This window comes from Bartonella queenslandensis, assembly GCF_018155095.1.
GTDB lineage: Bacteria > Pseudomonadota > Alphaproteobacteria > Rhizobiales > Rhizobiaceae > Bartonella > Bartonella queenslandensis_B.
This window is the reverse complement of sequence record NZ_NAAI01000001.1, coordinates 49,737-75,553: the sequence shown is the minus strand read 5'-3', so window position 1 is coordinate 75,553 and position 25,817 is coordinate 49,737. Positions and strand designations below refer to the sequence as shown.

Below are 25,817 nucleotides of genomic sequence, written 5' to 3'. Positions count from 1 at the left end.
ATTATAATAAAACACCGCACGGAGCTTTAAAGTACAACTGCGGTTCTCGTAGGGTAGATTGGCAAAAAATTATGCCATGCTACAAACAAAATGAAAAGAAAAATATTTTTTTAAAGCGTGGTTTATAAAAATTTACAATTGTGATTCAATTGGTAACCAACTTATTATTTTTGTAAATGTGCGCCGCCAAAAATTGCTTTCTGGCTCAAAATCAATGCTATATTTTTTTTCATTTTCAATAAAGTCCCAATAAATACGATTATTGTCATCAAGACGAAGATGATAGCTCATTTCCCCCGTCGTTTCTTCACAAAATAACAAATCTAGCCTTGCTGTAATGGGAGCACATTCAAAAAGAATGCCCATTTCTGTATTTAACGCTGCTGATCTGGGATCAAAGTTTAAAGATCCAATAAAAGCTGTTTTACGATCAACTAAAAAAGCTTTGGCATGTAAACTTGCCTTACTCGATCGAAATAATCGTAACCCATGGGGGTTGCCCTCTGCTTTTAATTCATAAAGCTTAACACCACTTTTCAACAGTTCCTTACGATACGGTACATAACCACCATGCACTAAGGCTACATCGGTCGCGGCTAAAGAATTCGTCAGAATTTTGACATCAACACCTTTTGACACTAGATTACTAAGATTCTGCGTACCAACCTTCCCAGGAACAAAATAAGGCGATGTAATCTGAACCGTTTTTTGGGCATTTCCAATAACCCTTGAGAGTGCCTTCATAAGCCAATTACTTGCTTTTTTACGCAATGCTTTTTCTGGAGGATCAGAAAGAACAACAACTTTATCGGCTACAAATAACCGCTTTCCTGTCTGGATAAAACAATCAAAGTTAATGTGCTCTTTGACATAATCTAAATAAACTTTTGCAACCTTTGAATCCCGAAATTTTCGTAATTTATCCTTCCAATAACTAAGATCGCTTGCGCTTTTAGGAAGAACCAAAGTATGAATTGGCAAAACAACAGCACTATTCCAAAAATCATCAAAGATATTTTCCACCTTTTTAACGGAGGGACCAATTAACATCAAATCTAAATCTCGAAAATGAGATTCTTCACCAGCATCAAAATAAGAGTCTGCAAGATTACGTCCTCCTACAAATGCAACCCTGCCATCAACAATAAAAGCTTTATTATGCATTCTCCGCGTTACAGTAATTGCCCGTAATATAATCTCTAAGCCACGGCGTAAACCACCTTTACGCGATCGCCCTGGATTAAACATTCTCACCTCAATATGAGGATGTTTATCGAGCGCAATATACGCTGGATCACGTGCCTGAGCGTTAATATCATCCAAAAGAAGCCGTACTCGAACACCCCGATCAGCTGCCTCAACGATTTCACTTAATAATAGGCGCCCTGTTAAATCATCGTTCCAAATATAATACATCAGATCAAGGCTACGCCCAGCCTCTGCAGCTCCTATTGCACGAATACAAAACGCATCCAAATTGCTGATGAGGAGGGAAAGCGCATCTTTATCAACCCCCAAGCCATTTTCTTTCTCAGCCAATTGACTAACGATACGATCAAGCTTGGTTTCATCTTTCTGAATAGGCAACGCATAAGAAGATTGCCCCCTAGCACTTTTCACAAAACGCCCATAAGTGTAAATTGCCAACATAGACGCAATAAAAAAAAAGAGAATAAAACCAATAACAATCTGTAAAAAAGTCAAAGACGATAAACTTTCTATTTTTAAGCTATCGCATCATCCGTGATACGAACCACAATGCTAATAATTTATCTTAACCGTGCAGCAGATAAAATGCCACGTTTTGTTTAAAAGAGTATAAACTTAATATCTATGACGAAAAATTTCAGCTATAATATTTAAAAGATTCAAAAAAATATTTTTCAGATCGAATATTTTCAGCTTTAATAAATGTAGATTTAACTAAAATTGTATAAAACGAAACTAACGACAAAATAGTCAAAATCCATACTTGATTTATAATCTACAAAATCATCTTCAATAGATAAAGTTTATAATAAATGGTTGTTTTCTTTTAAGTACACCCTACTGCCTTTATCAAAATTCCTTCTACTTTTTTAAAAATCATGCTGGTTATAAAATAGAGATTTGTTATGAATTTTACTTTCGTTTTTGATTTCTTATAGCTCTTAATTCTTCCATTTTTCTATAAAGTGTAGAGCGTCCGATATGAAGGCGGCGCGCAATCTCACTCATATGTCCCTTATAATGTTTAACCGCTTTCTCAATAATATCATGTTCCATTTCTGCAAAAGTACGCACATGCCCATCAGTATTCAAAAATTGTATCCATTCTTGTTCATTCTCTTCTTGCATATTACCCTCAATGATATTTGGAACACCCATTAATGAATTTCCCATTAATTGTGGAAAATCCCGAACAGTTAATAACGGTCCCTCACTGAGTAAAATCGCACGAAATAAAAAATTTTCAAGTTCATTTCTATTGCCAGGCCAATCATACTGCATAAGCAAGGAAAGAGCCGATCCTGCTAAACCATGGACATGTGATCGCCCTGTTTCTGTTATGATGCGATTAATCAAACGTTGTGTGATTTCTGGAAAGTCATCCCTTAATTCTCGTAAAGCAGGAACGCTAATAGATAGATGAGAAAATTGTTCAAACAAACTATGCAAAAAAAAGTTCTCTTTAACCAAGTCCTTTAAACGCGATGTTGAAATAGCAATGATTCGAAAAGGAAAAAGTTCTCCTTTTGTATCCCTTTCCCTTTCTTTAAGATAATCAGCAAACCGTTTTTGCTGTATGGGTTCAAGTCGATCAATATCACAAAGACAAAGTGTTCCTTTTTTAAGTGAAGAAACCAATGGGAGAAATTCTTTAAACCAATGCTGATTTTCTTTTTCTGGATCAGCAATTGCTGAACATTGAAAGCGAATAAAATCCCCTTCCGAGAATAAACCTTCATGATGAATCATCCGAGCTAAGGTCTCACGACCTGTTCCCACTTCACCCTCTATCAAAAGATTCTGCGAAGTCGTTGCTGCTGTTCTTGATTGCTCTAAAACAATCTGCATAGCTCTACTTTTTATGCAAAGGTCAGAAAACTGTAGATGATTCTCTTTCTTTCGCCGAATATCTCGAACCTCATGCTCTAAGGCAGAAATAAGAGCAAGAATATCCAAAGTAACTCTTACGCGTAATAATGTTACTGGATGAATCCAATAATCAATAGCTCCAGCTGTTAAAGCTTTCTGGAGTAAATCATGATTCTCTTGTTGTGCTATCACAACAATAGGAACAGAAACACCAGCAACTCTAATCATTTTAATCAAATCGCTCACACTCAAATCACTCATAACGACATCAAGGAGTGCAAGCACAATGTTTTTACGTCTGTGTAAAAGATCAATTGTACGGAGACCATTTTCTGCTTCAATGACACGGTAACCAAAACCTCGGAGCATAGCAGAAAGCTCTATACGTCTTCCATAATCTTCACTCGCAACAAGAATGGGACCAACCATAATGTCAATAATCTCCTTTGAGATTACTCATGAGACTATTCAGCCGCTTAATGTAAAAATTGTTGTAAACCATAAGAAATATTTCACCTCTTGTGTTTCACTTGCACATTTCATCAAGCTGCTAATTAAATACAACATTAAGGCATTTTTTTCTATTTTTTTTGCTTTTTCATTGATTTTTATCAAATTTTTCGTATTGACTCATGGCATAATTTAATAACTATTATAAGAAATAGAGAGCAAAATAATCTAAATAGAGTGAAATAAATGAAACATGCCTATCATATTTTATGTCTTACAATTACTGCTTTGCTATTAAATGCCTGTAGCTTTTCGCAATATTATAGCCCCAATATGTCAACTGGAATTGATGGAAAGTGGATTGATGAGAATGGTATTATTTCTTCTTTTCACAATGGTGTTTTTGAAACGCGTGCGGCAGATACAGAAGAAAAGCTATCAGAAGGAGCCTACAATTATCTCAACGCCCAAAATATAGAAATTGAAATACGCTCTATTCTCCGTGGAACAATTTCGAGAGTCAATTGTACAATGTCATATGACGCCACACAACTTCTCTGCACTTCACATGCAGGAGCACAGTTTATCCTTACGCGAAAATAATTAACAAAGTAAAAGTAGATCTTCTCTTAAGAACAGAGGGAACACACATATCAAACAGGAGGTGATCCTCTCTCCTCCTGAGTGAAAATCCTCTCTAAAATACGCAAAAAACTGATAAAATCTCTATCTGTAAAATTTTCTAAATATTGTAAAATGCGTAAAATAATCGTTTTTTTCCACAAAATATCAGCAAAAAGTTCCTTCACAATAAAATTGTGATTTTGTATCGTTCAATCTATTTTAGCCTAAAAGTAACATTTTATCTGATAGGAAACTTTAATCTAAGCAGCACCGATACGCAAAAGATCATGAAAATGAACAATTCCTACTGGTTTTTTATCCTCAACCACGAAAAATGCACCGATATGATGATCATTAATAAAAGCCATTGCCGCACCAACAAGTGTATTTGGCTTCACAACTTTAGGAGTTTTGGTCATCACCTCATCAACATTAAATTTTGATAAATTAAAATGAATGTTCCGTGCAAGATCACCATCGGTTACAATTCCAATGAGTTCGCCTTTTTGATTGATAACACCAACACAACCAAAATGTTTTTCTACCAAAACATTCATCGCCTCAGTCATCGCTGTTCCCTGCATAACCAAAGGAATACGATCACCCTCATGCATAATATCACACACATATTTAAGGCTTGCACCAAGAGACCCACCAGGATGATATATTTTAAAATCGGTTGCGGTAAAACCACGCATTTCTAAAAGAGAAACTGCTAATGCATCTCCCATTGCCAATTGCATAATTGTTGAAGTTGTAGGAGCTAAACCATGGGGGCAAGCCTCTTCTATTTTTGGTAATAAGAGAACAATATCAGCTTGTCGTCCTAACACAGAGTGCTCACTTGATGTCATTGCAATAAGGGGGATACGAAACCGCGCCGCATAACTTATAATACCACTTAACTCTTGCGTTTCACCAGACCATGATAAAGCAAGAATAACATCATCAGATCCAATCATACCAAGGTCACCGTGATTGGCTTCTGCAGCATGCACAAAAAAAGCAGGTGTTCCAGTTGAAGCCAAGGTTGCTGCAATTTTTGTTCCTATATGACCACTTTTTCCAAGACCCGTAATGACTACGTGTCCGCAGGAATTTCTAATGGTTTGAACAGCCGCTTCAAAAGAAGATGAAAGGCCTCCAAGAAGAGCTGCTTCAAGGGCTTCAAGCCCTTTCTTTTCACTGGCAAGTGTTTTAAACGCCGATGCAACAGCACCCTGTAAAGCCATATAAGGAAATGGTATCGTCATAATCAAATTCAATCAATAAAATTAAATGAGAGATCTATATCATTTTTCAACTTTAATGGTTTCTAGTAAATTTTTCAATGAGGCAGAAACATGGCTATGCATATCAGCACGTGCTAAAGAAAATGCAACGTTAGCTTCAATAAAACCAGCTTTAGAACCGCAATCAAAAGTGCGCCCTTCTAATTGTAAACCCAAAAAATCCTGTTCGTTTGAAAGCTTTATCATCGCATCTGTTAGTTGTATTTCATTTCCTGCTCCTCGTTCCTGAGTGGAAAGAATATTAAAAATTTCTGGCTGCAAAATATAACGTCCATTGATGTACAAATTTGATGGTGCTGTTCCTTGAATCGGCTTTTCTACCATTTTTGTGATTTCAAAACCATTGGCAATCTGTTTGCCTTTCCCCACAATACCATATTTATGGGTTTCTCTAGGATCGCACTCCTGAACTGCTATAATATTTCCTCCACCCACCTTTTCATAAAGGCTTATCATCTCAGAAAGACATCCCTTTTTCGCTTGTATCAACATATCAGGTAATAACAGAGCAAAAGGTTCGCCTGCAACTAATTCACGTGCACACCAAAGCGCATGCCCTAACCCCAAAGGTTGCTGTTGCCGTGTGAAAGAAGTTGTCCCTGGCAATGGTTGTAAACGGTATAAATGCGCAAGATCTTCTTTTTTTCCACATTCAGCAAGTGTTGCATATAATTCAAATTGCGCATCAAAATAATCCTCAATAACTGCTTTGTTGCGCCCAGTCACAAAAATAAAATGCTCAATACCAGCCTCACGCGCCTCATCCACAACATATTGAATAATAGGCTTATCAACAACTGTTAACATTTCTTTAGGAATGGTTTTTGTCGCAGGAAGAAAACGCGTACCAAGACCTGCTACGGGAAATACTGCTTTGCGGATTTTACGCAAATTCATCCTCCTCAATGAATTCATATAACTTTCTTATTTATTACATGTTTTTACAAAATAATAAAAAATATATCTTATAGTTTTAATTATCGGTATAATGGACAAGCAAAAATGTAAAAGAGAATATGGAAATTTATTGAAAGGATTAAATGAATTATTTGTTGCAGTTTTTTCCTCTTCTTGATCATATTATCAATTAAACTAAATAAAAAATAAAGTGATTGTATATCTAATGATATTGAATATTAATGGGGATTTCAAAATGCAAAAAACAGAATTGAAGATTTTCTCTTTTTTAGAGAAGTCAATAAATCAGAGGACGCTCATCTCTGGATTTGTCGTTCTTTTGTCTGCTTTTTTAATGCTTTTTGTTTCCTTTTCATATGCTGATAGTGGATTTAAACATTGGATTCAAGAGTTTAAAAAAATAGCTATTGCTCACAATATTACCCCCTCTACATTTGATATGGCTTTTAAAGGTGTTAATGCCATTGATCCAGAAGTTTTAAAAAACGCTGCATACCAACCAGAATTTGTTGCTCCCTCATGGAATTATTTCGATAATCGTGTCCACGATATTGCAATTGTGGAAGGACAGCGCCAAGCAAAAAAATGGAATAAATGGCTTCTTCAAATTGAAGAATGTTTTGGTGTTGACCGCAATATTCTGCTTGCTATTTGGTCAATGGAAAGTAATTACGGGAAAATTTTAGCCAATAAAAGTGTCATGCGTGATGCCATTCGCTCGCTTGCAACTCTAGCTTATGCTGATAAAAAACGTTCAAAATATGCACATACACAACTGATTGCTGCTATGAAAATTCTACAAAGTGGTGAAATTAAACGCTCTCAACTCACTGGATCTTGGGCAGGAGCATTGGGACATACACAATTTATTCCAAGCAGTTATATCGCCTATGCTGTTGATATGGATCAAGATGGACGGCGTGATATCTGGAACTCTGTTCCAGATGCTCTCGCTACTGCTGCTAATCTTCTTCACAAAAATGGCTGGCAACCTCATCTCATTTGGGGAGTAGAGGTGAAAGTGCCGCTGGGAAAAAAACTTCCAGAAAACTGGTCTTCCTTTGAACAATGGAAAAAATTAGGTGTAAAATGCGCAAATGGACATCCTCTTCCTCCATTAGCTGAACAAGCAATATTAAAATATCCAGATGGTGCCAAAGGACCTATATTTTTAGTAACAAAAAATTTCTTTGTTCTAAAACGTTATAATAATGCAGATCGTTATGCTTTTGCTGTTGCCCTTCTTGCTGATCGTATTGCTGGACATCTTGGATTAATACATGATTGGCAAAGACCTTTTCAGCCTATTACCTTCCAAGAATGCAAAGAACTGCAATCTCGCTTAAGTGCACTGGGATATTATAAAGGAAATGTTGATGGAAAAATCGGAACAGCCTCTCGCGAAGCAATTAAAGCTTTTCAGCGACATCATGGTCTAAAAGCAAATGGATATCCTTCATCTCAAGTGCTTTTTCTCCTTCGAAAACAATAATGAAGAATAAGGTCTTGTCTCTTTTGCGCCTGATATACTTGATATCCTTATTGTTTTTACTTTCTATTGTAGGGATCATACAGCCATCCCCAAGTAAAGCAACGAATTTTTTCAAATGGTTGTCACAACAAAACAAACAGACACAACAACCACCGCAAATTGTAGAACAAAAAATAGACAAGCCGAAAAAAAAGATTGTAACGCACAAAAACATACAAAAGTTAAAAAACGAGAATGCAAAGCGCATTCTTGTTATAGGGGATTTTACTGCTTCTGCTGTTGCGGATGCTCTTAAGAAGCTTTTTATGAATAATAGTGATATCGTTATCATGAACAATACAATACCGGCTTCCGGCTTAGTTCGAACTGATTATTATTCTTGGCAAAGCAATATTTCTAAACTCATTGATCAAAATAATCCCGATGTTATTATCATGATGATCGGTGCAAATGATAATCAACCTATCATAGACTCTCATAGTACGATTAACACAGATCAATCAGAATGGATACACATCTACAAACAAAGAATTATCGAAATTGCTGAAAATCTTCATGCATCTGGAAAATCATGGATATGGATAGGTCAACCTTCTTTTGGAAATGATCTTTTGACACAAAAAATGAAAATTTTTAATGCGCTCTACAAACAAGAAACAGAAAAAACAGGAGGATATTTTCTCGATATCTGGAGTAGCTTTAGTGATGAAGAAGGTATTTTTTCTTTTTCAGGCCATGATGTTAACGGAAAAATAGTCAAATTACGCACCAATAATGGCATGCATTTCACCTCTGAAGGAAAGAAAAAACTTGCCTTTTATTTAGAAAAACCATTGAAAAATATCTTAAATTTTCATGCTTTTTCTCATGAAGAGCCATACTCAACCAACCCAAATATTCAAAAACTTATACAAAAACCAGAGAAACAAGAGCCAAGTAATATTATACGCCAACCTCCGATGAGCCTCGATGATATGGCACAACAAAATACCCACCTTTTAGGTAAAAGAAAATCAAGTTTTATAAAAAAATCATGGTTTCCGCCAAATGGGCATCAAAAAGATCGAGCTGATAATTTTTCTTCCCCATAATGTCTATTTGAAATATAAAATCTAATTTTCCCCATAAAGGAAAAGCAAATAAGATGAAAACATTGTTTACATAGCTATAATAAAGAGCAGATTTTATAAATCGAAATTACATCCTTCCAACAATATGAAAACGGCATGGTGCTAACCATACCGTTATATCTTATAGTCCACGTTTGTTAATCATTGCATCTGGTAAAGGCATCCGTCCTCGAAAAGCTTTATACAGTTCCTCTGGATCGCGGCTTCCCCCAGCAGAATAAATAAAACGCTTTAAACGATCGGCAAGCTCTGAATTAAAGGCATCACCTGTTTCTTCAAATGCTTGAAAAGCATCAGCATCAAGTACTTCCGACCACATATAAGAATAGTAACCAGCAGCATAACCATCCCCTGCAAAGACATGCATAAAATGCGCAGGACGATGACGCATAATAATTGTATCAGGCATTTGCAACTTTTCTAATTCCTTATGTTCAAAAATTGTCGGATCAATGACTATTTCTCCTTTGTGAAAAGCCATATCCACTAAAGCTGATGAGATAAATTCAACCGCAGAAAATCCAGCATTAAATATCTGTGCTGCCAAAACTTTATTGATCAATTCTTGTGGCATCGGATGCCCTGTTTTTGCATGTATAGCATAAGATTTCAATATCTCTGGTACGGTTAACCAATGTTCATAAAGTTGAGAGGGAAGTTCAACAAAATCACGTGAAACAGAAGTTCCCGCTATAGAAGGCCATGTGACATCAGAAAGCAAACCATGCAATGCATGCCCAAATTCATGGAAAAGTGTACGAGCATCATCAAGTGATAAAAGTGCAACTTCCCCTTTAGAAGGTTTAGCAAAATTACAAATATTGTAGATAACCGGTTTTTGGCTGCCATCCAATTTATGCTGTGATTGCAATCGACTCATCCATGCACCGGACCGTTTTGAAGAACGTGCAAAATAATCACCAATAAAATGCCCAAGTAAACTTCCATCAGGTTTCTTTACTTCCCACAAACGTGCATCAGGATGCCAAAGTGCAACAGCGTTTTTTTCTTCAAAACTAATGCCAAAGAGTCTTTCTGCTACTCCAAAAGCTGCTTGAATCATACGATCAAGCTGAAAATAATATTTAATTTCAGCACTATCGAAAGAAAGTTTTTCAGTGCGGAGCTTTTCAGAATAATAACGCCAATCCCAAGCAGCTAAGGATTCATTGCTTCCTTGATTGTTGGCAAAGTTTTGTAATTCAATTTGCTCAGTAGAAGCCTTCGCTTTTGCGCGCTCCCATACAGGCATAAGCAAATCCATAACAGAATCAACACTTTTAGCCATGGTATTATCAAGTTTCAAATCTGCGAAAGATTTATATCCCAATAATTTAGCCTGCTCATCTCGAAGCGCAACAATCTCTAAAATAATGGTTCGATTATCATTCTTGTTATTATTTTCACCACGTTTAGCCCACGCTTGGAATGCGACCTCACGCAAATCACGACGATCAGAGAATTTTAAAAAAGGTTCGATAATTGAGCGTGCTAGTGTTAATGCATAGGCCTCTTCATTGCCTCTTTCGCACGCAATTTCTTTCATTGAAGCAATGAGATCTTCCGGTAAACCAGATAAGTCTGTTTGTTTTAAAAACAGAATCCATTCAGCTTCATCGTTTAAGACATTTTGCCCAAAAGTAGCATTTAAAAAAGCAAGTCTTTCATTAATTTCCACAAGCCGTTTCTGAGCTTTATCATCTAGTTTTGCACCATGACAAACAAACTTTTTCCACCATAATTCAAGAACGCGTGTTGTTTCACTCTCAAATATGCCCTGCTGAGATTGTTTATAAAGTACATCTATTTTTGAAAATATTCGCGCGTCCATCATCATTTTTGAAGAATAACGGGAAAGTTTTACAACGAACTCTTGTTCGAGCTGTTGAATCAATGCATTCGTATGAGCACTGGTGCGCAAGAAAAATATTGAACAGACACGATCAAGTGCTTTGCCACAAAGCTCAAAAGGTTGCAAAAAATTCTCAAGCGTTGGTGGTTCTTGCACCATCGCAATCACCTCTAATTCTTCTTCAGCTTCTTGAAGTGCCTGTTCAAATGCGGGTTTAAAATCTTCATCTCTTATAGAAGAAAAATCAGGAAGACCTGAAAATCCCTTCCAATCCAGCACTGCTGCTTTTGTCATAATACTTTATGTCTCCATTATAAATTTAAGCTGTAACAATTATCTTTACGACACAAATTGATAATATGCTAAAACTATTTCGTGAGTTTCAAAACTCTATTGAATAAAAATATCTTTAGCTTCAGAAAATAAATAAAAATAAGAATTTCTATGTTTATAAAATAAGATATTGATTTATAATAATAGTTTATCGTTTTATATATTTAATGAGAAATCTTAAGGTCGTAAAATTCTCTCATCGCAAACTACATTATATCTCAGCAATAAAGATTACTCGCGCACATATCACACATGGAATTACATATTAATAAAAACTATTGAAGAAAGGTATAATCTCTGCCTTTTACAAAATATTATTGTAGTTTCTTTCGAAAATTGCAAAATTGTACTAAAGAAAGAATGATAAAAATGAAAACTGATGTTTACATTTATGCCTTCATATGATCCCTAAATTAGGCTGTATTCTTGCTTTCAATGATTTCAGAAACTTGTTTATAACTTATAATTTATCCTTGACTTTATTTAAAATATTAACAATTGAAAATACGGCTGGGGAGGTTTTTTTGAATCTTCCATAAACGTTTATTTTTTTATCTCATCATCTTATCTAGATTTATAACGCTCCAACTTTTCAGGAGGTACTTTATCATGACTGAAATTAAAACGGCCTTCGACTTCAAAAATTTTTCTCCTGAAGCTCTTGCTGAAAAATTAAAAAGTCAGCATTTTGCGGACTCTATTGATATCATCAATGACCTCGATATCATGGAACGTATAACTATTCTTAGTCTTCTACCTCTTGAGTATGTTATCGAACTTTTTGATAAACCAGAGCTTGAACAACCTGTTGCTATTTTAGAACTTCTGCCCATAAAACGTGCTGTTGAAATTCTTGATGGTATGTCTGCAGATGCTGCTGCAGACGTCTTTCAAGAAATGGATAAAGAAACCCGAACGCGGCTTTATGCCTTACTTAAACCCTTAACGCGCGCTGAACTTAAAAAACTCACCAGTTATCCTGATCATACAGCAGGGGCACTGATGACAACGGAGTTTATAGCGGTTCCTTCAAACTGGACCATACAAAAAACTTTGGATCACATTCGTGAGGTCGAGCGAACACGTGAAACAGTTTATACGAGCTATGTGATTGATCCAAAAACAGGAACTCTTCTCAAAGCTGTTTCACTGCGTAACCTTATTCTTGCCTCACCTGATGAAAAAATTCTTAATGTCCCTACCCATGACTCGCCCATTACAATATCACCCTTCACACATCATGAAGATATTGCGCGTCTTTTCCAGCGCCATGATCTTCTCTCGGTGCCTGTCGTTGATGAAAATAACCATGTCATTGGCATTGTAACTGTTGACGATGTGCTTGATACCATGGTCGATGAAATGAATGAAGACGCCTATAAATTTGGGGGTATGGAAGCGCTTAATAAACCCTATATGCAAATCAAGTTTACTGAAATGATGAAAAAACGCGGTGGCTGGCTGGCTTTACTCTTTATCGGTGAAATGCTCACAGCAAGCGCTATGCAATATTTCGAAACAGAACTTGAAAAAGCAATTATTCTTACACTGTTTATTCCTCTCATTATGAGTTCAGGAGGAAATTCCGGTTCACAAGCGACATCCCTTATTATCCGCGCATTGGCTTTACGTGAACTCACGCTAAAAGACTGGTGGAAAGTTATCATTCGTGAAATTCCAACAGGGCTATCCCTTGGTCTCTTACTCGGAATTATTGGCGTTACGCGCATCACCCTTTGGCAACAACTCGGTATCTATGACTATGGACAACATTGGATTGCTATTTCGACAACTGTAGGTACAGCTCTAATTGGCATCGTTACCTTCGGTTCTCTCTCTGGCTCTATGTTGCCTTTTATCCTTAAAGGTTTAAAATTTGATCCAGCAAGTGCTTCTGCTCCTTTTGTAGCAACTTTAGTAGATGTCATGGGTATTATAATCTATTTTTCTGTAGCTTCCCTTATTTTGTCAGGAACTCTTCTTTAAAAATGTGAAATAAAAACATACCCTTATAGAAAGATCTTGTCATATCGTTTCAGATCTTTCCATAAGAACACAAGCTTTATTCTTTAGTTTTCTAGCACACCACTTTATAGGTAAAACATTGCTTTATAATGATAATTCATTATTATATCGAATAATAGCTTCAGATACCGTAAAATGACCTCATCATAGTCTTCTCATAACATCATCTTCTTACCTGTCACAAGCAGAATGGATGTGTGGATGGAAATTATTCAAGAAAAGAGTAACATACTTCTTATGTTCTCTCTCAAATACCAAAGTTGTCGCAATATTAACAGCTGAGACGAGAATAGTAATAGAGCTGATAGAGGGTTTATACAGTTCACAAAGGTATTGATAGTATTTCATTCACGTATGTTATAGCATTCATTGGTTCTATCATGAAATGGATGCGTGATGTTTTAAAAGAAGACATAAACGTGCAACAATAAGTGTATTCTTTTTAGAGCATTCTATTTGCAAGAAAGGTATAATTCTATAAAGAATGATAAACAAAAGTGTCAGCAATACACCAATCTCGATGGTTTAAAATGTATTTCTTGAAATGCTTTTTAAGTCATAAAATCAAATTTAAAATAACGGTAAAGAGGAAAACTTTCTTTTAAAGCCTTCATAATCTTTCTAAATCAGGCTGTGTTCCCGTTGCATAAATAAATCAAACAGATAATAACTCTTTCTCTAATCTTGTATATAAAAGTTAGAATCTCTTATAAAATTCTTAATCTTCTCAAGGTTTATCTCAAATATACGGTTGCATTAAATCGGCATGTTGATTGACAAACTCCAAAAGAAGCGAAAGCTTTATTAGGAATAACAATATCATAAAACTGTCAATAGATTGGCTATAAATTGAGAGATATTCCGGATTTTTACCAATCTTTTGCAAAACAACAAATGGCAAAGCTAGCTTTACTTATTCTTAAAGGCGTTCACATAAATTTCTTGCGTTATATTGATAAAGATCCAATTGACAGTGACTTATAGACAATCCTTGGCTTCAGAATAAAACACACACGAACTATAAACCTTTTACGAAACTCCAGCAATTGAGATTTCATAGAGTATTAAAGACTTAAGTGAAGCGTTTTACCATAAAAATATGGACTCCATCTTCCAAAATTATAAAAAAACATGTAAAAGGCTTTTTAATAGTCAGGCGAAGAATGTAAAGACTTTGCCTCAAATGAAATTTCATTAAACGAAAAGAAGAAAATTTATGCAATTGCGTAACATTGCCATCATTGCCCACGTTGACCATGGGAAAACAACGCTTGTAGACGGACTTCTCAAGCAATCAGGAAACTTCCGTGATAATCAGCGTACAAGCGAACGTATGATGGATTCAAACGATATTGAAAAAGAACGTGGAATTACAATTTTAGCGAAAGTGACATCTGTTGTTTGGAAAGATACCCGAATTAATATTGTTGATACGCCAGGACATGCCGATTTTGGTGGAGAAGTTGAACGTATTCTAAACATGGTTGATGGAGCTATCGTCCTTGTTGATGCTGCTGAAGGACCAATGCCACAAACAAAATTTGTTGTTGGTAAAGCATTAAAAGTAGGATTACACCCTATTGTTGCTATTAACAAAATTGACCGACCTGATGCACGCGTTGATGAAGTCATTAATGAGGTTTTTGACCTTTTTGCCGCTCTTGATGCAACCGATGAACAGCTTGATTTTCCTATTCTTTACGGCTCGGGGCGCGATGGATGGATGGCTGAAGCCCCAGAGGGCCCCAAAGATCAGGGATTGGGTCCTTTATTTGATCTTGTGACGCGGCATGTTCCTTCTCCTAGTGTAGCAGAAGGACCATTCCGCATGATTGGAACTATTCTTGAAGCAGATCCATTTTTGGGACGAATTATTACAGGTCGTATTCATTCCGGCTCTCTAAAACCTAATCAAAATGTTAAGGTTCTTGGGCAAGATGGGAAACTTTTAGAAACTGGACGTATCTCGAAAATTTTGGCATTTCGTGGTCTAGAACGTCAACCTATCGAAGAAGGAAATGCTGGTGATATTGTTGCAATTGCTGGTCTACAAAAAGGTACCGTTGCGGATACTTTCTGTGATCCAGCTGTCAATGAACCCCTTACTGCCCAACCCATTGATCCTCCTACTGTTACGATGAGTTTTCTTGTCAATGATAGTCCCCTTGCCGGAACTGAAGGAGATAAAGTAACAAGCCGTGTCATCCGTGACCGTTTGTTAAAAGAAGCAGAGGGGAATGTCGCTCTTAAAATTGAAGAATCAGCCGACAAAGATTCTTTCTATGTTTCAGGACGAGGAGAATTGCAGCTTGCGGTTCTCATTGAAAATATGCGCCGTGAAGGATTTGAGCTTAGTGTTTCACGTCCACGTGTTGTGATGCAAAAAGATGAAAACGGAATAACTCTCGAGCCAATTGAAGAAGTTGTTATCGATGTTGATGAAGAATATTCCGGTACTGTTGTGCAAAAAATGTCTGAACGTAAAGGTGAAATGGTGGAATTACGTCCTTCTGGAGGTAATCGTGTCCGCCTTGTTTTTTATGCACCCACCCGAGGACTCATTGGTTATCAATCTGAACTTTTAACGGATACCCGTGGTACAGCAATTATGAACCGCCTTTTCCATGCTTATGAACCTTATAAAGGAGACATTGCTGGTCGTGTTAATGGTGTTATGATTTCAAATGACAATGGTGAATCTGTCGCTTATGCTCTTTTTAATCTTGAGGATCGCGGACCTATGATCATTGATGCTGGTGTGAAAGTCTATCAAGGTATGATTATTGGTATTCACTCACGGGATAACGACTTAGAAGTCAACGTTTTAAAGGGAAAAAAACTCACCAATATGCGCGCTTCTGGAAAAGATGAAGCCGTAAAGTTAACACCTCCCATTAAAATGACACTAGAACGTGCCCTATCATGGATACAAGATGATGAACTTGTGGAGGTCACCCCTAAGAATATTCGTCTCCGTAAACTTTATCTTGATCCCAATGAACGTAAACGTTTTGAAAAAATACGTGCATCAATTTCAAGCTAATTTCATAATCTCTTTGGTAAAATATTTGATTGTAAGCCTTACTCTATCCCAGAAAGGATGTCTCTATGAATATTAAAGAAATACCTGTAGGTAAAAACCCACCAGAAGATATTAATGTTATTGTGGAAGTCTCTCTTGGTGGTCAACCAATAAAATATGAGATGGATAAAAAGTCGGGCGCATTATTCGTTGACCGTTTTCTTCATACCTCAATGGTTTATCCTGGAAATTATGGTTTTGTCCCTCATACCCTTTCAGATGACGGTGATCCTATTGATGTTCTTATCTGTAATACACGTCCACTTATGCCTGGTTGTGTGATCAATGTTCGCCCCATCGGGGCTTTGATGATGGAAGATGATGGTGGTAAAGATGAAAAAATCATTGCCATTCCCACACCGAAATTAACAAAACGCTATATCAATATTCATGACTACACGGACTTGCCTGAAATTACACTTAAACAAATTGAACATTTCTTCAAGCACTATAAAGATTTAGAACCTGGGAAATGGGCCAAAATTGAAGGGTGGCGAGACAAAAGCTTTGCTCATGAATTAATTAAGCAAGCTATTGAGCGTAATAGAGAGAGATAACAATTTTAATAAAATAAAGCCTATTTAAAAATAGGCTTTATTATTTATTTCGCTACGAAATACAATCTCCAAAGGATTGCCATATCTGCTTTAACTCTTCTAAATGTGTTGAAAAATGAAGTTGTTTGTAGCGGGATGTTGCACCGCTTTTCAGACAAATAGAAGAAGAGGGAATTTTCCACTGCTTCGCAAAAAATTTAATGAGGGCTTTATTTGCTTTTCCATCCTCAGGAACAGCACGAAGGCGTATGACTAGATATTGTTTCTCACCATCCCTACATTCAACCCCTATTATTTTGTCAACGGATGATTTGGGAATGAGGTATACAAATAAAACCAAGCTATTTTTATCAACTTGATAAAACATATATTCGCCTCAAGTAATATTTCTATAGATACATGCTTGCGTAAGCGCGCCACATGAAAGTACGAATAAAATAAATAATAATGAACACCACAATAGGTGAAATATCAATTGTTCCCAAATTTGGTAAAATCCGCCGGATAGGATTTAGAACGGGATTTGTAAGGCGATATAGAAAGTTCCCTATCAAAACAACAAAGCGATTGCGGGAATTTATGATATTAAAAATATAAAGCCAAGAAAAAATGACACTAGCAATTAGAATATCAATATAAATATTAAGAATCAAATCGATTGCTCGAAGCAATGCATAAACCATGCGTTATCCCTTTCAATCAAGGAAACAGAAAAGCGTATAGAAAACCTTCCTCAAGATGAGTCTATATATTAAATAATAGTTTTATACCCCAATAGACTATGAATAAAAAACTAAATATTCCAAATTCTTCACCTCCTTATTTAAGGGCGATAAAGCTAGAAAACAAATATTAAAATTAAAAACAGCGTGCGAAAATAGAAGAAACGACGCAAAATCCGAGAACTCTAAAGCTCTCAATATTCCTTATGGAATTAATCTTAAATCTATCGTTTTAATTATCAATATATAAAAAACGCACAAACTAAAAACGGCCGTTAAAAGCCGCTTTTAGTTTATTTTTAAATTATTTCTGCAAAGCAATCAAACGGTTAAGGGCATTACTAAAACCATCGAGCTGAACAAATAAATCATTCAAAGGTGGTTCACCTGCAGCAGCAATTGTCATCGCTAACTTTAATTGTTTTCCAGAACGTAAAGCTGCTACGTGACTTTTATCAAAGGCGACTGGAACCATACAACCTGCTGGTACACAAGTCCGAATACCGGTTTCAATAACAGCTTTTCCCTCATCAACTTGTAAACGAACAGGCTTAGAAACCAAAATGCCAAAAGGAACTGTTAAATTACCCGATACCGCACCTTCAGCATTGAGAATAAGAGCCATAGCCACAACAACACGCCCCTGCTCATTTACTTCTTGACGGTGCATAAAGCAAACTTTTTTCCCTTCTTGTAACCCACAGTTAATGGTCCACAAACCGTAGGTTTCAGTCAAAGAAGAAGCTCCATTTGGCAATGTCGCTGGTGCCTCTTTCGGTGCAGGAGGCTTTGAATTTGTTGCAAATGCAACAGATGAAATACTCAAAAGAGTACAAACTATAAGCAAATTAAATAACTTTTTCATTTTTATATTCCTGTTCTTTACATAAAAGAGAAACATGTTTATCATCTATAAGTAATTATATTACATAAAGCATCTTAATAAAAAAAGCTTTCTCATAGTCATATAGCTTTTATAATGATCTAAGGCTACCTTGAAATTCGCTAACAACTCTCATATAAACATGCTTTTTAAAAGAAACAGCAATCGAAGGAAGAGCTTCTAGATCAATCCATTTCCATTGGTCAAATTCCGCTTTATTCCCATCTGGTGGCGGATTAATCACAATTTCAGAAAGCTCTCCCGTAAACTGGAAAGCAAACCATTTTTGCGTTTGCCCACGATATTTATTGCTTAATGTGCACGCAGCAAGTTCTTGTGGAAAATCATAATCAAACCAATTTTCTGCTTCTTTAATCAACTTTACAGATCGAATACCCGTTTCTTCATAAAGTTCGCGATACGCTGCATCTAATGGTTTTTCATCCTCATCAATTCCTCCTTGAGGAAGCTGCCAACGATGAGATCTATCAATATCCGCATGAGTTGGCATCATTAAACGACGCCCAACCCAAACTTTACCCTCATGATTAAAGACAACAATTCCAACACATCTGCGATAAGGAAGATTTGTCAAGTTAACATCTGCATCCATTTATATTCCTCAAAAGCACAAGCTATAGATATCATTTCTCACTTTAATATATCCTTATTGGGATCTGGTGGAAATGCTGCATTTGCCATCTCACCCCGTAACAGTTTATAAGCCTCATTCAATTGAATATCATCCTTAGGATCTTTCGGGACAAAAGCAGCTGAACCAGATCCTTTATTGCTTTCTCGTTTCCCTTTGATATGCCCTTTTAATGCAGACTCACCAACTTTTACATCATAACCCTTATATTTTTCAGGAAGTGGTTGCTCGACAATAATATCAGGCGTAATTCCCGTTCCTTGAATAGAAGTACCAGATGGTGTGTAATAAAGTGCTGTCGTTAAACGTAAAGCTCCATTTTCACCCAAAGGAATTATCGTTTGAACAGATCCTTTACCAAAGGACTGCGTACCCAAAATTGTCGCACGACGATGATCTTGTAGAGCACCTGCAACAATTTCAGAAGCACTCGCCGACCCCCCATTAATAAGAACAATAAGTGGTTTTCCATTGGTGACATCACCTGGCTTCGCATCAAATCTCGTCACATCACTCTTTTTACGGCCACGCGTTGACACAATCTCACCTTTATTGAGAAAAGCACTCGAAACATTAACAGCTTGATCTAAAAGTCCACCAGGATTAAGCCGCAAATCAAGAACATAACCTTTTAGTTTATCTTCAGGAATTTTAGATTGGATATCTTTAATTGCTGCCAGCAGATTACCCAACGTCTGCTCAGAAAACTGAATAACTCTTAAATATCCAATGTCATTCTCAACGCGATATTTCACCGCTTTTACTTTGATGATATCACGAATAATCTTAACTTCAAATGGCTGATCAACACCAGAACGAATAATTGTTAAGGTAATTGGTGTGCCAGGAGTCCCTCGCATCTTATTAACGGCTTCATTTAATGTTTGACCATTCGTTTGTACATCATCAATTTTTGAAATAAGATCTCCTGCTAAAATACCTGCTTTTGAAGCGGGGGTATCATCCATCGGTGAAACAACTTTAATTAAGTTTTTTTCCATAGTGACTTCAATACCAAGACCTCCGAATTCCCCTTTCGTAGAATCCCGCATATCTTTAGCTTCTTCAGCATTCAAATAAGATGAATGGGGGTCCAGTGATGTAAGCATACCATTGATAGCATTTTCAATAAGCTTTTTATCGTCTGGAATTGTAACGTATTGCCTACGCACACGCTCAAAAACATCGCCAAATATGGCCAACTTTTTATATGCGTTATCTTCATTATTCGCAGCAACAGACTGCACCATAATCATTGAATAGGCGCCGAGCAATACCCCAGCGACCAAAAGAATAACTTTACGAATCATTTTGGCTCCTTCTCATTTTTTCAGTCTGCCACCAAGGAGTTGGATTTACAGGCTTTCCCTGCTTTCTAAACTCAATGTAAAGCATTGGAGCAGCTTTTCCTATATCCAATGCAACACTATTTGCAATAAATTGCATCCCCATCATACCCAGAGGCTCACCTGAAAGAACAAACTGCCCCTGTTTTACATTAATTTTCGACATTCCGGTAAGAATGATATGATAACCATTTCCAACATTGAGAATAATTAACTGTCCGTAAGAACGAAATGGTCCAGCAAAAGCAACAAAAGCATCTGCGGGCGATATAACAACAGCCCCTAACTCTGTTTCTATCGTCTCACCAAAACGCGTAATCGGCGAATTCTTATGAGAATATCGAACTCTTTTTCCTGAAACAGGAAAAAGTAAAGAACCTTTTCGGCTTTCAAAATTGGACTGCTCTAACAATTGTAAACTTTTCCGTATCTGTATTGATAAATCAGAGTTAAGTTTTGACTGACGGTCAAGCTCTAAAATCAATTCTTCCAAAGACTGTGCTTTTTTAGCAAGAGCAATATTTTTTTGTTGCTGTTCTGTAAGTTCTTTTTCTGATTTTTTTTGTAGCGTATTTTTTTTATCTAATAAAAGCTCTAGACGTTTTCGCTGCTCTGCTTGACTTTGCAGTTTGGCCTTTAACGCTGTATATTCCTTAGTAATGGAATTGCTTAAATTGGTCAACTCCTTGAGCTTTTCTGTTAAATCTCGTGTTTTCTCTTGCATATGAGGAATGATAGTCCCTAATAAAATAGAACTGCGCATAGAAGCCAATACGTCCTCTGATTGTATCACAAGAGCCGGAGGGGGATTCAATCCCATACGTTCTAAAATTGCAAGAACTTCTGCAAATTCAGCACGACGGCTTTTTAAACTTTGATAGACTTGTACCCGATTTTCTATCATTTTTTTAAGCTTTTCTTCCCTTTCAGCAATATCATCTGCAACTTTACGTTCTTCTTGAGCAGCTTTTATGAGTGCATCACTCAAAACACGTTGATCTTTTTTTAAATGCTCAACTTGACGCGTAAGAAAAACAACACGCTCACGCGAAAGTGAAATATTTTGACGAATTTCTCCCAATTCTTTATGTACTTCTGTACTCCTCATTGTATCTTCCGCTTGCGATACAGAAAAGCAAAAAAACATACTCAAGAGCAGGATGACAAATATCACGCATTCCCCATATAAGTATCGCATCTTTCTATGAAGAAGCTTTTTCATTTGCAAAAACCATAACACCTCATCGTATACACGAGAGATACTTTAAACGGTGTCGGCTAAAACTATATTAATGAATATATAAATTAAGTGCTAAAAATTGAACAAAAATATTTAAAAACGATGATATGGATGATGATTTGCAATGGTTACAGCACGATAAAGTTGTTCTGTAAGAAGGATACGTGCAATTTGATGTGGCCACGTCATAAAACCAAAAGATAAAAGAAAATCTGCACGATTCCTTATTTGTTCGTTATGCCCATCAGGGCCCCCCAAAGCAATGATAACATCTCGAATACCTTCATCACGATAACACTCTAATTTTTCAGCAAAAGAAGCTGAAGATATTGACGCTCCACGCTCATCCAACACAATTAATCGACATTTTTCAGGTAAAAATTCAATGAGTCTTCTGCCCTCTTCCTCCATACGCTGATACGCTGTTTGTGCCCGACTTTCTGGTATCTCCTGTAACTTTTTTAAGTGAAATCCTACAGCTCCAGAACTTTTAGAAAAACGATCCAAATAATGCTGAACCAACTTTTTCTCTGCTCCACTTTTCATACGACCAACCGCAAAAATAGAAATTTGCATTTTAATGATCTCCGAAGAGAACCGATGTTGTATTGCTTAAATCTGGAGCCATCCATATTTTTTCTAAATTATAAAAAAGACGAATTTCTGGACGAAAAAGGTGAATAATAATATCACCTGTATCAATCAATACCCAATCACCTCCAGAAAACCCTTCTACACGCGCAAGTCCCTGCCCACTATCTTTCCAAGTGCGTAACAAATGATCAGCAATTGAAGAGACATGACGCTGCGAATTTGCTGAAGCTATGACCATATAATCAGCTAAAGGTGACTTCCCTTGAATATCAACAGAAACAATATCTTCTGCTTTTGTATCTTCTAAACTCTTGAGAATAATTTCAAGACTCTCCTTAACAGAAAAAACTGCTTTTTCTGTTAAGGGCGTCATATCGTAAGAGTGGTTTTGTACAACGTTTTTCAGATTAATATTCCTTTCTTCCTGTTGTAGAATGTAAAAAAGTTTTCTCTAAAGAGAAGCAGAATCTTATAAATTGTTCAAGAAAAATTATTCTTTCTTCAAACGAAGCTTTGTTGAAGATTGAAAAGATAAAGGTCCATGCAAATAAGTCCAAACGGGTGGTTTTATAAAAGGTAATCGCTCACTTTCTCTCTCATCCAAACGAAACTGGCGATAAATCTGTGCCATAGGAGAAGAGAGGGCTGACTTATTACCTAAAGGACGATCAATAATTGCAACAGGAAGCATAGAGACAATATCACGCCATCGATACCAATGATGAATCATTGTAAAACTATCTGCCCCTATAATCCATATAAAATTTACGCCATTGTAATGGGTAAGAATATGAGAAATCGTATCACGTGATACTTTGCTCCCTATAGCCTGCTCAAAACCTGTTAAGCGAATTTTCGGATGATCAATAAGCTCAAAACTTAATCGCATTCTCTCCTCTAAAGAGAGTAACTGTGTACAATCCTTTAAAGGATTCCCTGGACTAACCATCCACCACAACTGATCAAGCTGCAAACGTCGAATAGCAATTTTTGCAACAAGAAGATGCCCCTCATGCGGTGGATTAAAAGAACCACCAAAAAGACCCACAACATTTGATCTTTCAACATGTGGCATACGATTTTTCCATGGAAAAAATGGACTTTTCAAGCTCTAACCTGACCATTTCCTTTAACATGATATTGAAACGATGTTAACTGTTCAACACCTATGGGACCACGTGCATGCATTTTTCCTGTTGCGATACCAATTTCCATTCCAAAACCAAATTCACCTCCATCAGCAAATTGTGTGGACGCATTGTGCAATAAAATAGCTGAATCCAAATGATTAAAAAAATTCTTCACCACTTCCATATCCTCAGCAATAATCGATTCCGTATGTCCTGATGAATAACGCTTAATATGAGCAATCGCTCCCTCAACCCCTCCAACCGTTTTAACAGAAAGAATAGCATCAAGATATTCATGTGACCAGTCTCCTTCAGAGGCTAATTTTACATCTGGCAGAAGAAACGCAATATCTTCTGTGGCACGGATTTCACACCCCTTCTCCTGTAAAGCAGTCAAAACGGGAAGAAACTTTTTTAATGCTTCGTTGTCGATGAGAACTGTCTCAACAGCACCACATATCCCTGTTCGACGCAACTTCGCATTTAAAACAATATTGCGCGCCATATCCAAATCTGCTGATTTATCAATATAAATATGACAAAGCCCCTCTAAATGGGCAAAAATTGGGACACGTGCATCAGACTGAACGCGCGCAACAAGACTCTTTCCACCACGTGGCACGATTACATCAATCGCCCCGTTCAATCCTTTGAGCATTTCCCCAACGGCAGTGCGATCTGTCGTTCCAACCATTTGAACCGCATCTTTAGGTAAACCAGAGCGCTCTAAACCTTGTACCAACGCACAGTGAAGAGCATGTGAAGAATGAAAACTATCCGAACCACCACGTAAAATAGCAGCATTACCCGCTTTTAAACACAAAGCACTCGCATCAATTGTAACATTTGGGCGACTCTCATAAATAATGCCAATCACACCAAGAGGTGTCCTTACACGACTTATATGAAGCCCATTAGGACGTGTCCACGCACTCATGACCTGCCCTACAGGATCAGATAAACGAGCAACTTGGCGAACACTGTCTATCATTGCATTCAAACGCAATTCATCTAACTTGAGCCGATCAACCATTGCGGCTTTCAAGTTATTCTGGGCAGCCTTCTCTAAATCCAGACAATTCGCCCGTAAAATTTCATCTGAGTGAGCCTCTAAGCTTAAAGCAATCATTTCCAATGCATTGTTCTTTTGCTCAGAAGAAGCAACAGCCAACGCTGCAGCAGCATAGCGTGCTTTTTGCCCCATATCTTTCATTTGTTCTTCTAAAGTCATCGTATCATTTACTCTACTAAAAAAAATAAAACAAAAGTAATTTTTTTAAACAGAATTGGTCAAGCAACGTAAAATCATATCATTGCGATGCACCATAGCAGAGCGTGCCTCATACCCAAGAATAGATTCTATTTCTTCACTTTTACGTCCTATAATGCGTACAGCTTCATCTTTGCCATAACTCACAAGTCCGCGCGCAATCTCAACACCATTTGTATCAACAATGGCAACCGTATCCCCACGTTGGAAACTTCCCTCAACAGCAATAACCCCTGCTGCTAATAACGATTTTCCTGATTCAAGAGCCTTGATGGCTCCTTGATCAATCGTCAAAATACCAGACGGATCTAAATGACCAGAAATCCATGTTTTCCAAGCACTAACAGATTTCTCACCGGCCGCAAAAAAACTCTTGCGTTCACCTTTATCAATCGCCGCAAGGGGATTCATACGTTTGCCTGAAGTAATAATCATCGCCGTTCCAGCAGCATTAGCTATCTTTCCAGCATCAAGCTTGGTCTTCATTCCTCCCCGTGAAAACTCTGAAGCAGCAACATCTGCCATTTTTTCGATATCATGTGTAATGGACGCAATAAAAGGAATAAATTCAGCCGTCGGATCACGATGGGGAGGCTTTGTATAAAGACCATCAATATCAGATAAAAGTATTAAAAGATCTGCTCCCATCATTGTGGCCACACGTGCTGCTAAACGATCATTATCACCATAACGAATTTCATTTGTCGCAACAGTATCATTCTCATTAATAACAGGCACTGCTCCAAAACGTAAAAGCATATTAATCGTCGCACGTGCATTGAGATAACGCCTTCGCTCTTCCGTATCAAATAAAGTGAGCAAAATCTGACCTGTTTTGAGTCCATGCTGTGCAAGAGCATCACCATAGGTTTTTGCTAATTCAATTTGTCCTAAAGCAGCACATGCCTGACTTTCTTCCAATTTCAAAGCTCCCTTAGGAAGCTGCAGCAATGTTCTACCCAGAGCAATAGCGCCTGAAGACACCAATAATATCTCTACGCCTTCCTTGTGCAATTCAACAACATCATTAATCAAGCTTTTAAGCCATTCAACGCGTAAACCTGTCTGAGGATCAACCAAAAGTGCGGATCCAATCTTGACCACGATACGTTTATAGTGTGTAAGTTTTTGCAATCCAACAGCCATC

The 25,817-nt window shown here is 37.0% G+C and carries 22 protein-coding genes; 6 read left to right on the top strand and 16 right to left on the bottom strand.

What is annotated here, in order from left to right:
- Positions 1 to 132 precede the first annotated feature (132 nt).
- Both B5V81_RS00250 and B5V81_RS00245 read right to left on the bottom strand, forming a co-directional pair.
- Positions 133 to 1,704 carry a phospholipase D family protein gene (locus B5V81_RS00250; protein ID WP_212111071.1) on the bottom strand — a complete coding sequence of 524 codons (1,572 nt, stop codon included), beginning with the start codon at positions 1,702 to 1,704 and terminating at the stop codon, positions 133 to 135.
- A gap of 417 nt (positions 1,705 to 2,121) precedes the next feature.
- The gene (locus B5V81_RS00245; RefSeq protein ID WP_212111069.1) at positions 2,122 to 3,507 is read right to left on the bottom strand and encodes a sigma-54-dependent transcriptional regulator; all 1,386 of its coding nucleotides are present in this window, start codon (positions 3,505 to 3,507) and stop codon (positions 2,122 to 2,124) included.
- Between the two features lie 267 nt (positions 3,508 to 3,774).
- Between B5V81_RS00245 and omp10 the strand changes: the two genes are divergently transcribed.
- Positions 3,775 to 4,131 carry an outer membrane lipoprotein Omp10 gene (gene omp10, locus B5V81_RS00240; RefSeq protein WP_212111067.1) on the top strand — a complete coding sequence of 119 codons (357 nt, stop codon included), beginning with the start codon at positions 3,775 to 3,777 and terminating at the stop codon, positions 4,129 to 4,131.
- A 281-nt stretch (positions 4,132 to 4,412) separates the two neighbouring features.
- Here the strand turns inward: omp10 and B5V81_RS00235 are convergent, their stop codons facing one another.
- Both B5V81_RS00235 and B5V81_RS00230 read right to left on the bottom strand, forming a co-directional pair.
- Positions 4,413 to 5,405, bottom strand: a complete 993-nt coding sequence (locus B5V81_RS00235) for a KpsF/GutQ family sugar-phosphate isomerase (protein WP_212111065.1) — start codon at positions 5,403 to 5,405, stop codon at positions 4,413 to 4,415.
- A gap of 39 nt (positions 5,406 to 5,444) precedes the next feature.
- Entirely contained in the window at positions 5,445 to 6,335 is an 891-nt protein-coding gene (locus B5V81_RS00230; RefSeq protein WP_212111063.1) for a UTP--glucose-1-phosphate uridylyltransferase, read from the bottom strand.
- A 262-nt stretch (positions 6,336 to 6,597) separates the two neighbouring features.
- Between B5V81_RS00230 and B5V81_RS00225 the strand changes: the two genes are divergently transcribed.
- Positions 6,598 to 7,854 (top strand): lytic murein transglycosylase, encoded by a 1,257-nt coding sequence (locus tag B5V81_RS00225; protein WP_212111061.1) that lies wholly within the window; start codon positions 6,598 to 6,600, stop codon positions 7,852 to 7,854.
- A gap of 14 nt (positions 7,855 to 7,868) precedes the next feature.
- Positions 7,869 to 8,945, top strand: a complete 1,077-nt coding sequence (locus B5V81_RS00220) for an SGNH/GDSL hydrolase family protein (RefSeq protein ID WP_212111059.1) — start codon at positions 7,869 to 7,871, stop codon at positions 8,943 to 8,945.
- Positions 8,946 to 9,105: 160 nt separating this feature from the next.
- Here B5V81_RS00220 and B5V81_RS00215 read toward each other — a convergent pair whose 3' ends face one another.
- The gene (locus B5V81_RS00215) at positions 9,106 to 11,130 is read right to left on the bottom strand and encodes a M3 family metallopeptidase (protein WP_212111058.1); all 2,025 of its coding nucleotides are present in this window, start codon (positions 11,128 to 11,130) and stop codon (positions 9,106 to 9,108) included.
- Positions 11,131 to 11,778: 648 nt separating this feature from the next.
- Here B5V81_RS00215 and mgtE point away from each other — a divergent pair.
- From mgtE to ppa, 3 genes are all read left to right on the top strand, one after another.
- Complete coding sequence (gene mgtE, locus B5V81_RS00210) at positions 11,779 to 13,155, top strand: magnesium transporter (RefSeq protein WP_212111056.1); 1,377 nt, start codon at positions 11,779 to 11,781, stop codon at positions 13,153 to 13,155.
- A 1,255-nt stretch (positions 13,156 to 14,410) separates the two neighbouring features.
- The gene (gene typA, locus B5V81_RS00205) at positions 14,411 to 16,237 is read left to right on the top strand and encodes a translational GTPase TypA (protein WP_212111054.1); all 1,827 of its coding nucleotides are present in this window, start codon (positions 14,411 to 14,413) and stop codon (positions 16,235 to 16,237) included.
- Positions 16,238 to 16,302: 65 nt separating this feature from the next.
- Positions 16,303 to 16,833, top strand: coding sequence for an inorganic diphosphatase (gene ppa / locus B5V81_RS00200; RefSeq protein ID WP_212111049.1), 531 nt, complete (start codon positions 16,303 to 16,305; stop codon positions 16,831 to 16,833).
- Between the two features lie 52 nt (positions 16,834 to 16,885).
- Here the strand turns inward: ppa and B5V81_RS00195 are convergent, their stop codons facing one another.
- The 11 genes from B5V81_RS00195 to proB form a co-directional block, all read right to left on the bottom strand.
- Positions 16,886 to 17,200, bottom strand: a complete 315-nt coding sequence (locus B5V81_RS00195; RefSeq protein ID WP_212111047.1) for a DUF167 domain-containing protein — start codon at positions 17,198 to 17,200, stop codon at positions 16,886 to 16,888.
- Between the two features lie 22 nt (positions 17,201 to 17,222).
- Positions 17,223 to 17,516 (bottom strand): YggT family protein, encoded by a 294-nt coding sequence (locus B5V81_RS00190; protein ID WP_212111046.1) that lies wholly within the window; start codon positions 17,514 to 17,516, stop codon positions 17,223 to 17,225.
- A gap of 343 nt (positions 17,517 to 17,859) precedes the next feature.
- Positions 17,860 to 18,420: an invasion associated locus B family protein gene (locus B5V81_RS00185; RefSeq protein ID WP_212111045.1), complete on the bottom strand. Its 561-nt coding sequence runs from the start codon at positions 18,418 to 18,420 to the stop codon at positions 17,860 to 17,862.
- A gap of 109 nt (positions 18,421 to 18,529) precedes the next feature.
- Positions 18,530 to 19,051, bottom strand: coding sequence for an RNA pyrophosphohydrolase (locus tag B5V81_RS00180; RefSeq protein WP_212111043.1), 522 nt, complete (start codon positions 19,049 to 19,051; stop codon positions 18,530 to 18,532).
- A gap of 38 nt (positions 19,052 to 19,089) precedes the next feature.
- Complete coding sequence (locus B5V81_RS00175) at positions 19,090 to 20,400, bottom strand: S41 family peptidase (RefSeq protein WP_212111037.1); 1,311 nt, start codon at positions 20,398 to 20,400, stop codon at positions 19,090 to 19,092.
- A complete protein-coding gene (locus tag B5V81_RS00170; protein WP_212111401.1) occupies positions 20,390 to 21,634 on the bottom strand; it encodes a murein hydrolase activator EnvC family protein in 1,245 nt (414 codons plus the stop codon). The genes B5V81_RS00175 and B5V81_RS00170 overlap by 11 nt, the downstream gene beginning before the upstream one ends.
- A 135-nt stretch (positions 21,635 to 21,769) precedes the next feature.
- On the bottom strand, positions 21,770 to 22,252 hold the full coding sequence (rlmH, locus tag B5V81_RS00165) for a 23S rRNA (pseudouridine(1915)-N(3))-methyltransferase RlmH (RefSeq protein ID WP_212111034.1): 483 nt from the start codon (positions 22,250 to 22,252) through the stop codon (positions 21,770 to 21,772).
- A 1-nt stretch (position 22,253) separates the two neighbouring features.
- The gene (gene rsfS / locus B5V81_RS00160) at positions 22,254 to 22,643 is read right to left on the bottom strand and encodes a ribosome silencing factor (RefSeq protein WP_212111032.1); all 390 of its coding nucleotides are present in this window, start codon (positions 22,641 to 22,643) and stop codon (positions 22,254 to 22,256) included.
- A 117-nt stretch (positions 22,644 to 22,760) separates the two neighbouring features.
- Entirely contained in the window at positions 22,761 to 23,345 is a 585-nt protein-coding gene (locus tag B5V81_RS00155) for a nicotinate-nucleotide adenylyltransferase (protein ID WP_212111030.1), read from the bottom strand.
- Positions 23,346 to 23,374: 29 nt separating this feature from the next.
- Positions 23,375 to 24,631, bottom strand: coding sequence for a glutamate-5-semialdehyde dehydrogenase (locus B5V81_RS00150; RefSeq protein WP_212111027.1), 1,257 nt, complete (start codon positions 24,629 to 24,631; stop codon positions 23,375 to 23,377).
- Between the two features lie 45 nt (positions 24,632 to 24,676).
- Positions 24,677 to 25,816 (bottom strand): glutamate 5-kinase, encoded by a 1,140-nt coding sequence (gene proB, locus B5V81_RS00145; protein WP_212111399.1) that lies wholly within the window; start codon positions 25,814 to 25,816, stop codon positions 24,677 to 24,679.
- Between the last annotated feature and the right edge of the window lies 1 nt (position 25,817).

Bases quoted from the DNA above. Each gene is read 5' to 3' on its own strand.
- B5V81_RS00175 (WP_212111037.1), bottom strand. From the start codon at position 20,400: ATGATTCGTAAAGTTATTCTTTTGGTCGCTGGGGTATTGCTCGGCGCC.
- typA (WP_212111054.1), top strand. From the start codon at position 14,411: ATGCAATTGCGTAACATTGCCATCATTGCCCACGTTGACCATGGGAAA.
- B5V81_RS00150 (WP_212111027.1), bottom strand. From the start codon at position 24,631: ATGACTTTAGAAGAACAAATGAAAGATATGGGGCAAAAAGCACGCTAT.
- omp10 (WP_212111067.1), top strand. From the start codon at position 3,775: ATGAAACATGCCTATCATATTTTATGTCTTACAATTACTGCTTTGCTA.
- proB (WP_212111399.1), bottom strand. From the start codon at position 25,816: ATGGCTGTTGGATTGCAAAAACTTACACACTATAAACGTATCGTGGTC.
- mgtE (WP_212111056.1), top strand. From the start codon at position 11,779: ATGACTGAAATTAAAACGGCCTTCGACTTCAAAAATTTTTCTCCTGAA.
- B5V81_RS00235 (WP_212111065.1), bottom strand. From the start codon at position 5,405: ATGACGATACCATTTCCTTATATGGCTTTACAGGGTGCTGTTGCATCG.
- rsfS (WP_212111032.1), bottom strand. From the start codon at position 22,643: ATGACGCCCTTAACAGAAAAAGCAGTTTTTTCTGTTAAGGAGAGTCTT.
- B5V81_RS00195 (WP_212111047.1), bottom strand. From the start codon at position 17,200: ATGTTTTATCAAGTTGATAAAAATAGCTTGGTTTTATTTGTATACCTC.
- B5V81_RS00225 (WP_212111061.1), top strand. From the start codon at position 6,598: ATGCAAAAAACAGAATTGAAGATTTTCTCTTTTTTAGAGAAGTCAATA.
- B5V81_RS00170 (WP_212111401.1), bottom strand. From the start codon at position 21,634: ATGCGATACTTATATGGGGAATGCGTGATATTTGTCATCCTGCTCTTG.
- B5V81_RS00190 (WP_212111046.1), bottom strand. From the start codon at position 17,516: ATGGTTTATGCATTGCTTCGAGCAATCGATTTGATTCTTAATATTTAT.
- rlmH (WP_212111034.1), bottom strand. From the start codon at position 22,252: ATGCAAATTTCTATTTTTGCGGTTGGTCGTATGAAAAGTGGAGCAGAG.
- B5V81_RS00245 (WP_212111069.1), bottom strand. From the start codon at position 3,507: ATGGTTGGTCCCATTCTTGTTGCGAGTGAAGATTATGGAAGACGTATA.
- B5V81_RS00155 (WP_212111030.1), bottom strand. From the start codon at position 23,345: ATGCCACATGTTGAAAGATCAAATGTTGTGGGTCTTTTTGGTGGTTCT.
- B5V81_RS00185 (WP_212111045.1), bottom strand. From the start codon at position 18,420: ATGAAAAAGTTATTTAATTTGCTTATAGTTTGTACTCTTTTGAGTATT.
- B5V81_RS00215 (WP_212111058.1), bottom strand. From the start codon at position 11,130: ATGACAAAAGCAGCAGTGCTGGATTGGAAGGGATTTTCAGGTCTTCCT.
- ppa (WP_212111049.1), top strand. From the start codon at position 16,303: ATGAATATTAAAGAAATACCTGTAGGTAAAAACCCACCAGAAGATATT.
- B5V81_RS00180 (WP_212111043.1), bottom strand. From the start codon at position 19,051: ATGGATGCAGATGTTAACTTGACAAATCTTCCTTATCGCAGATGTGTT.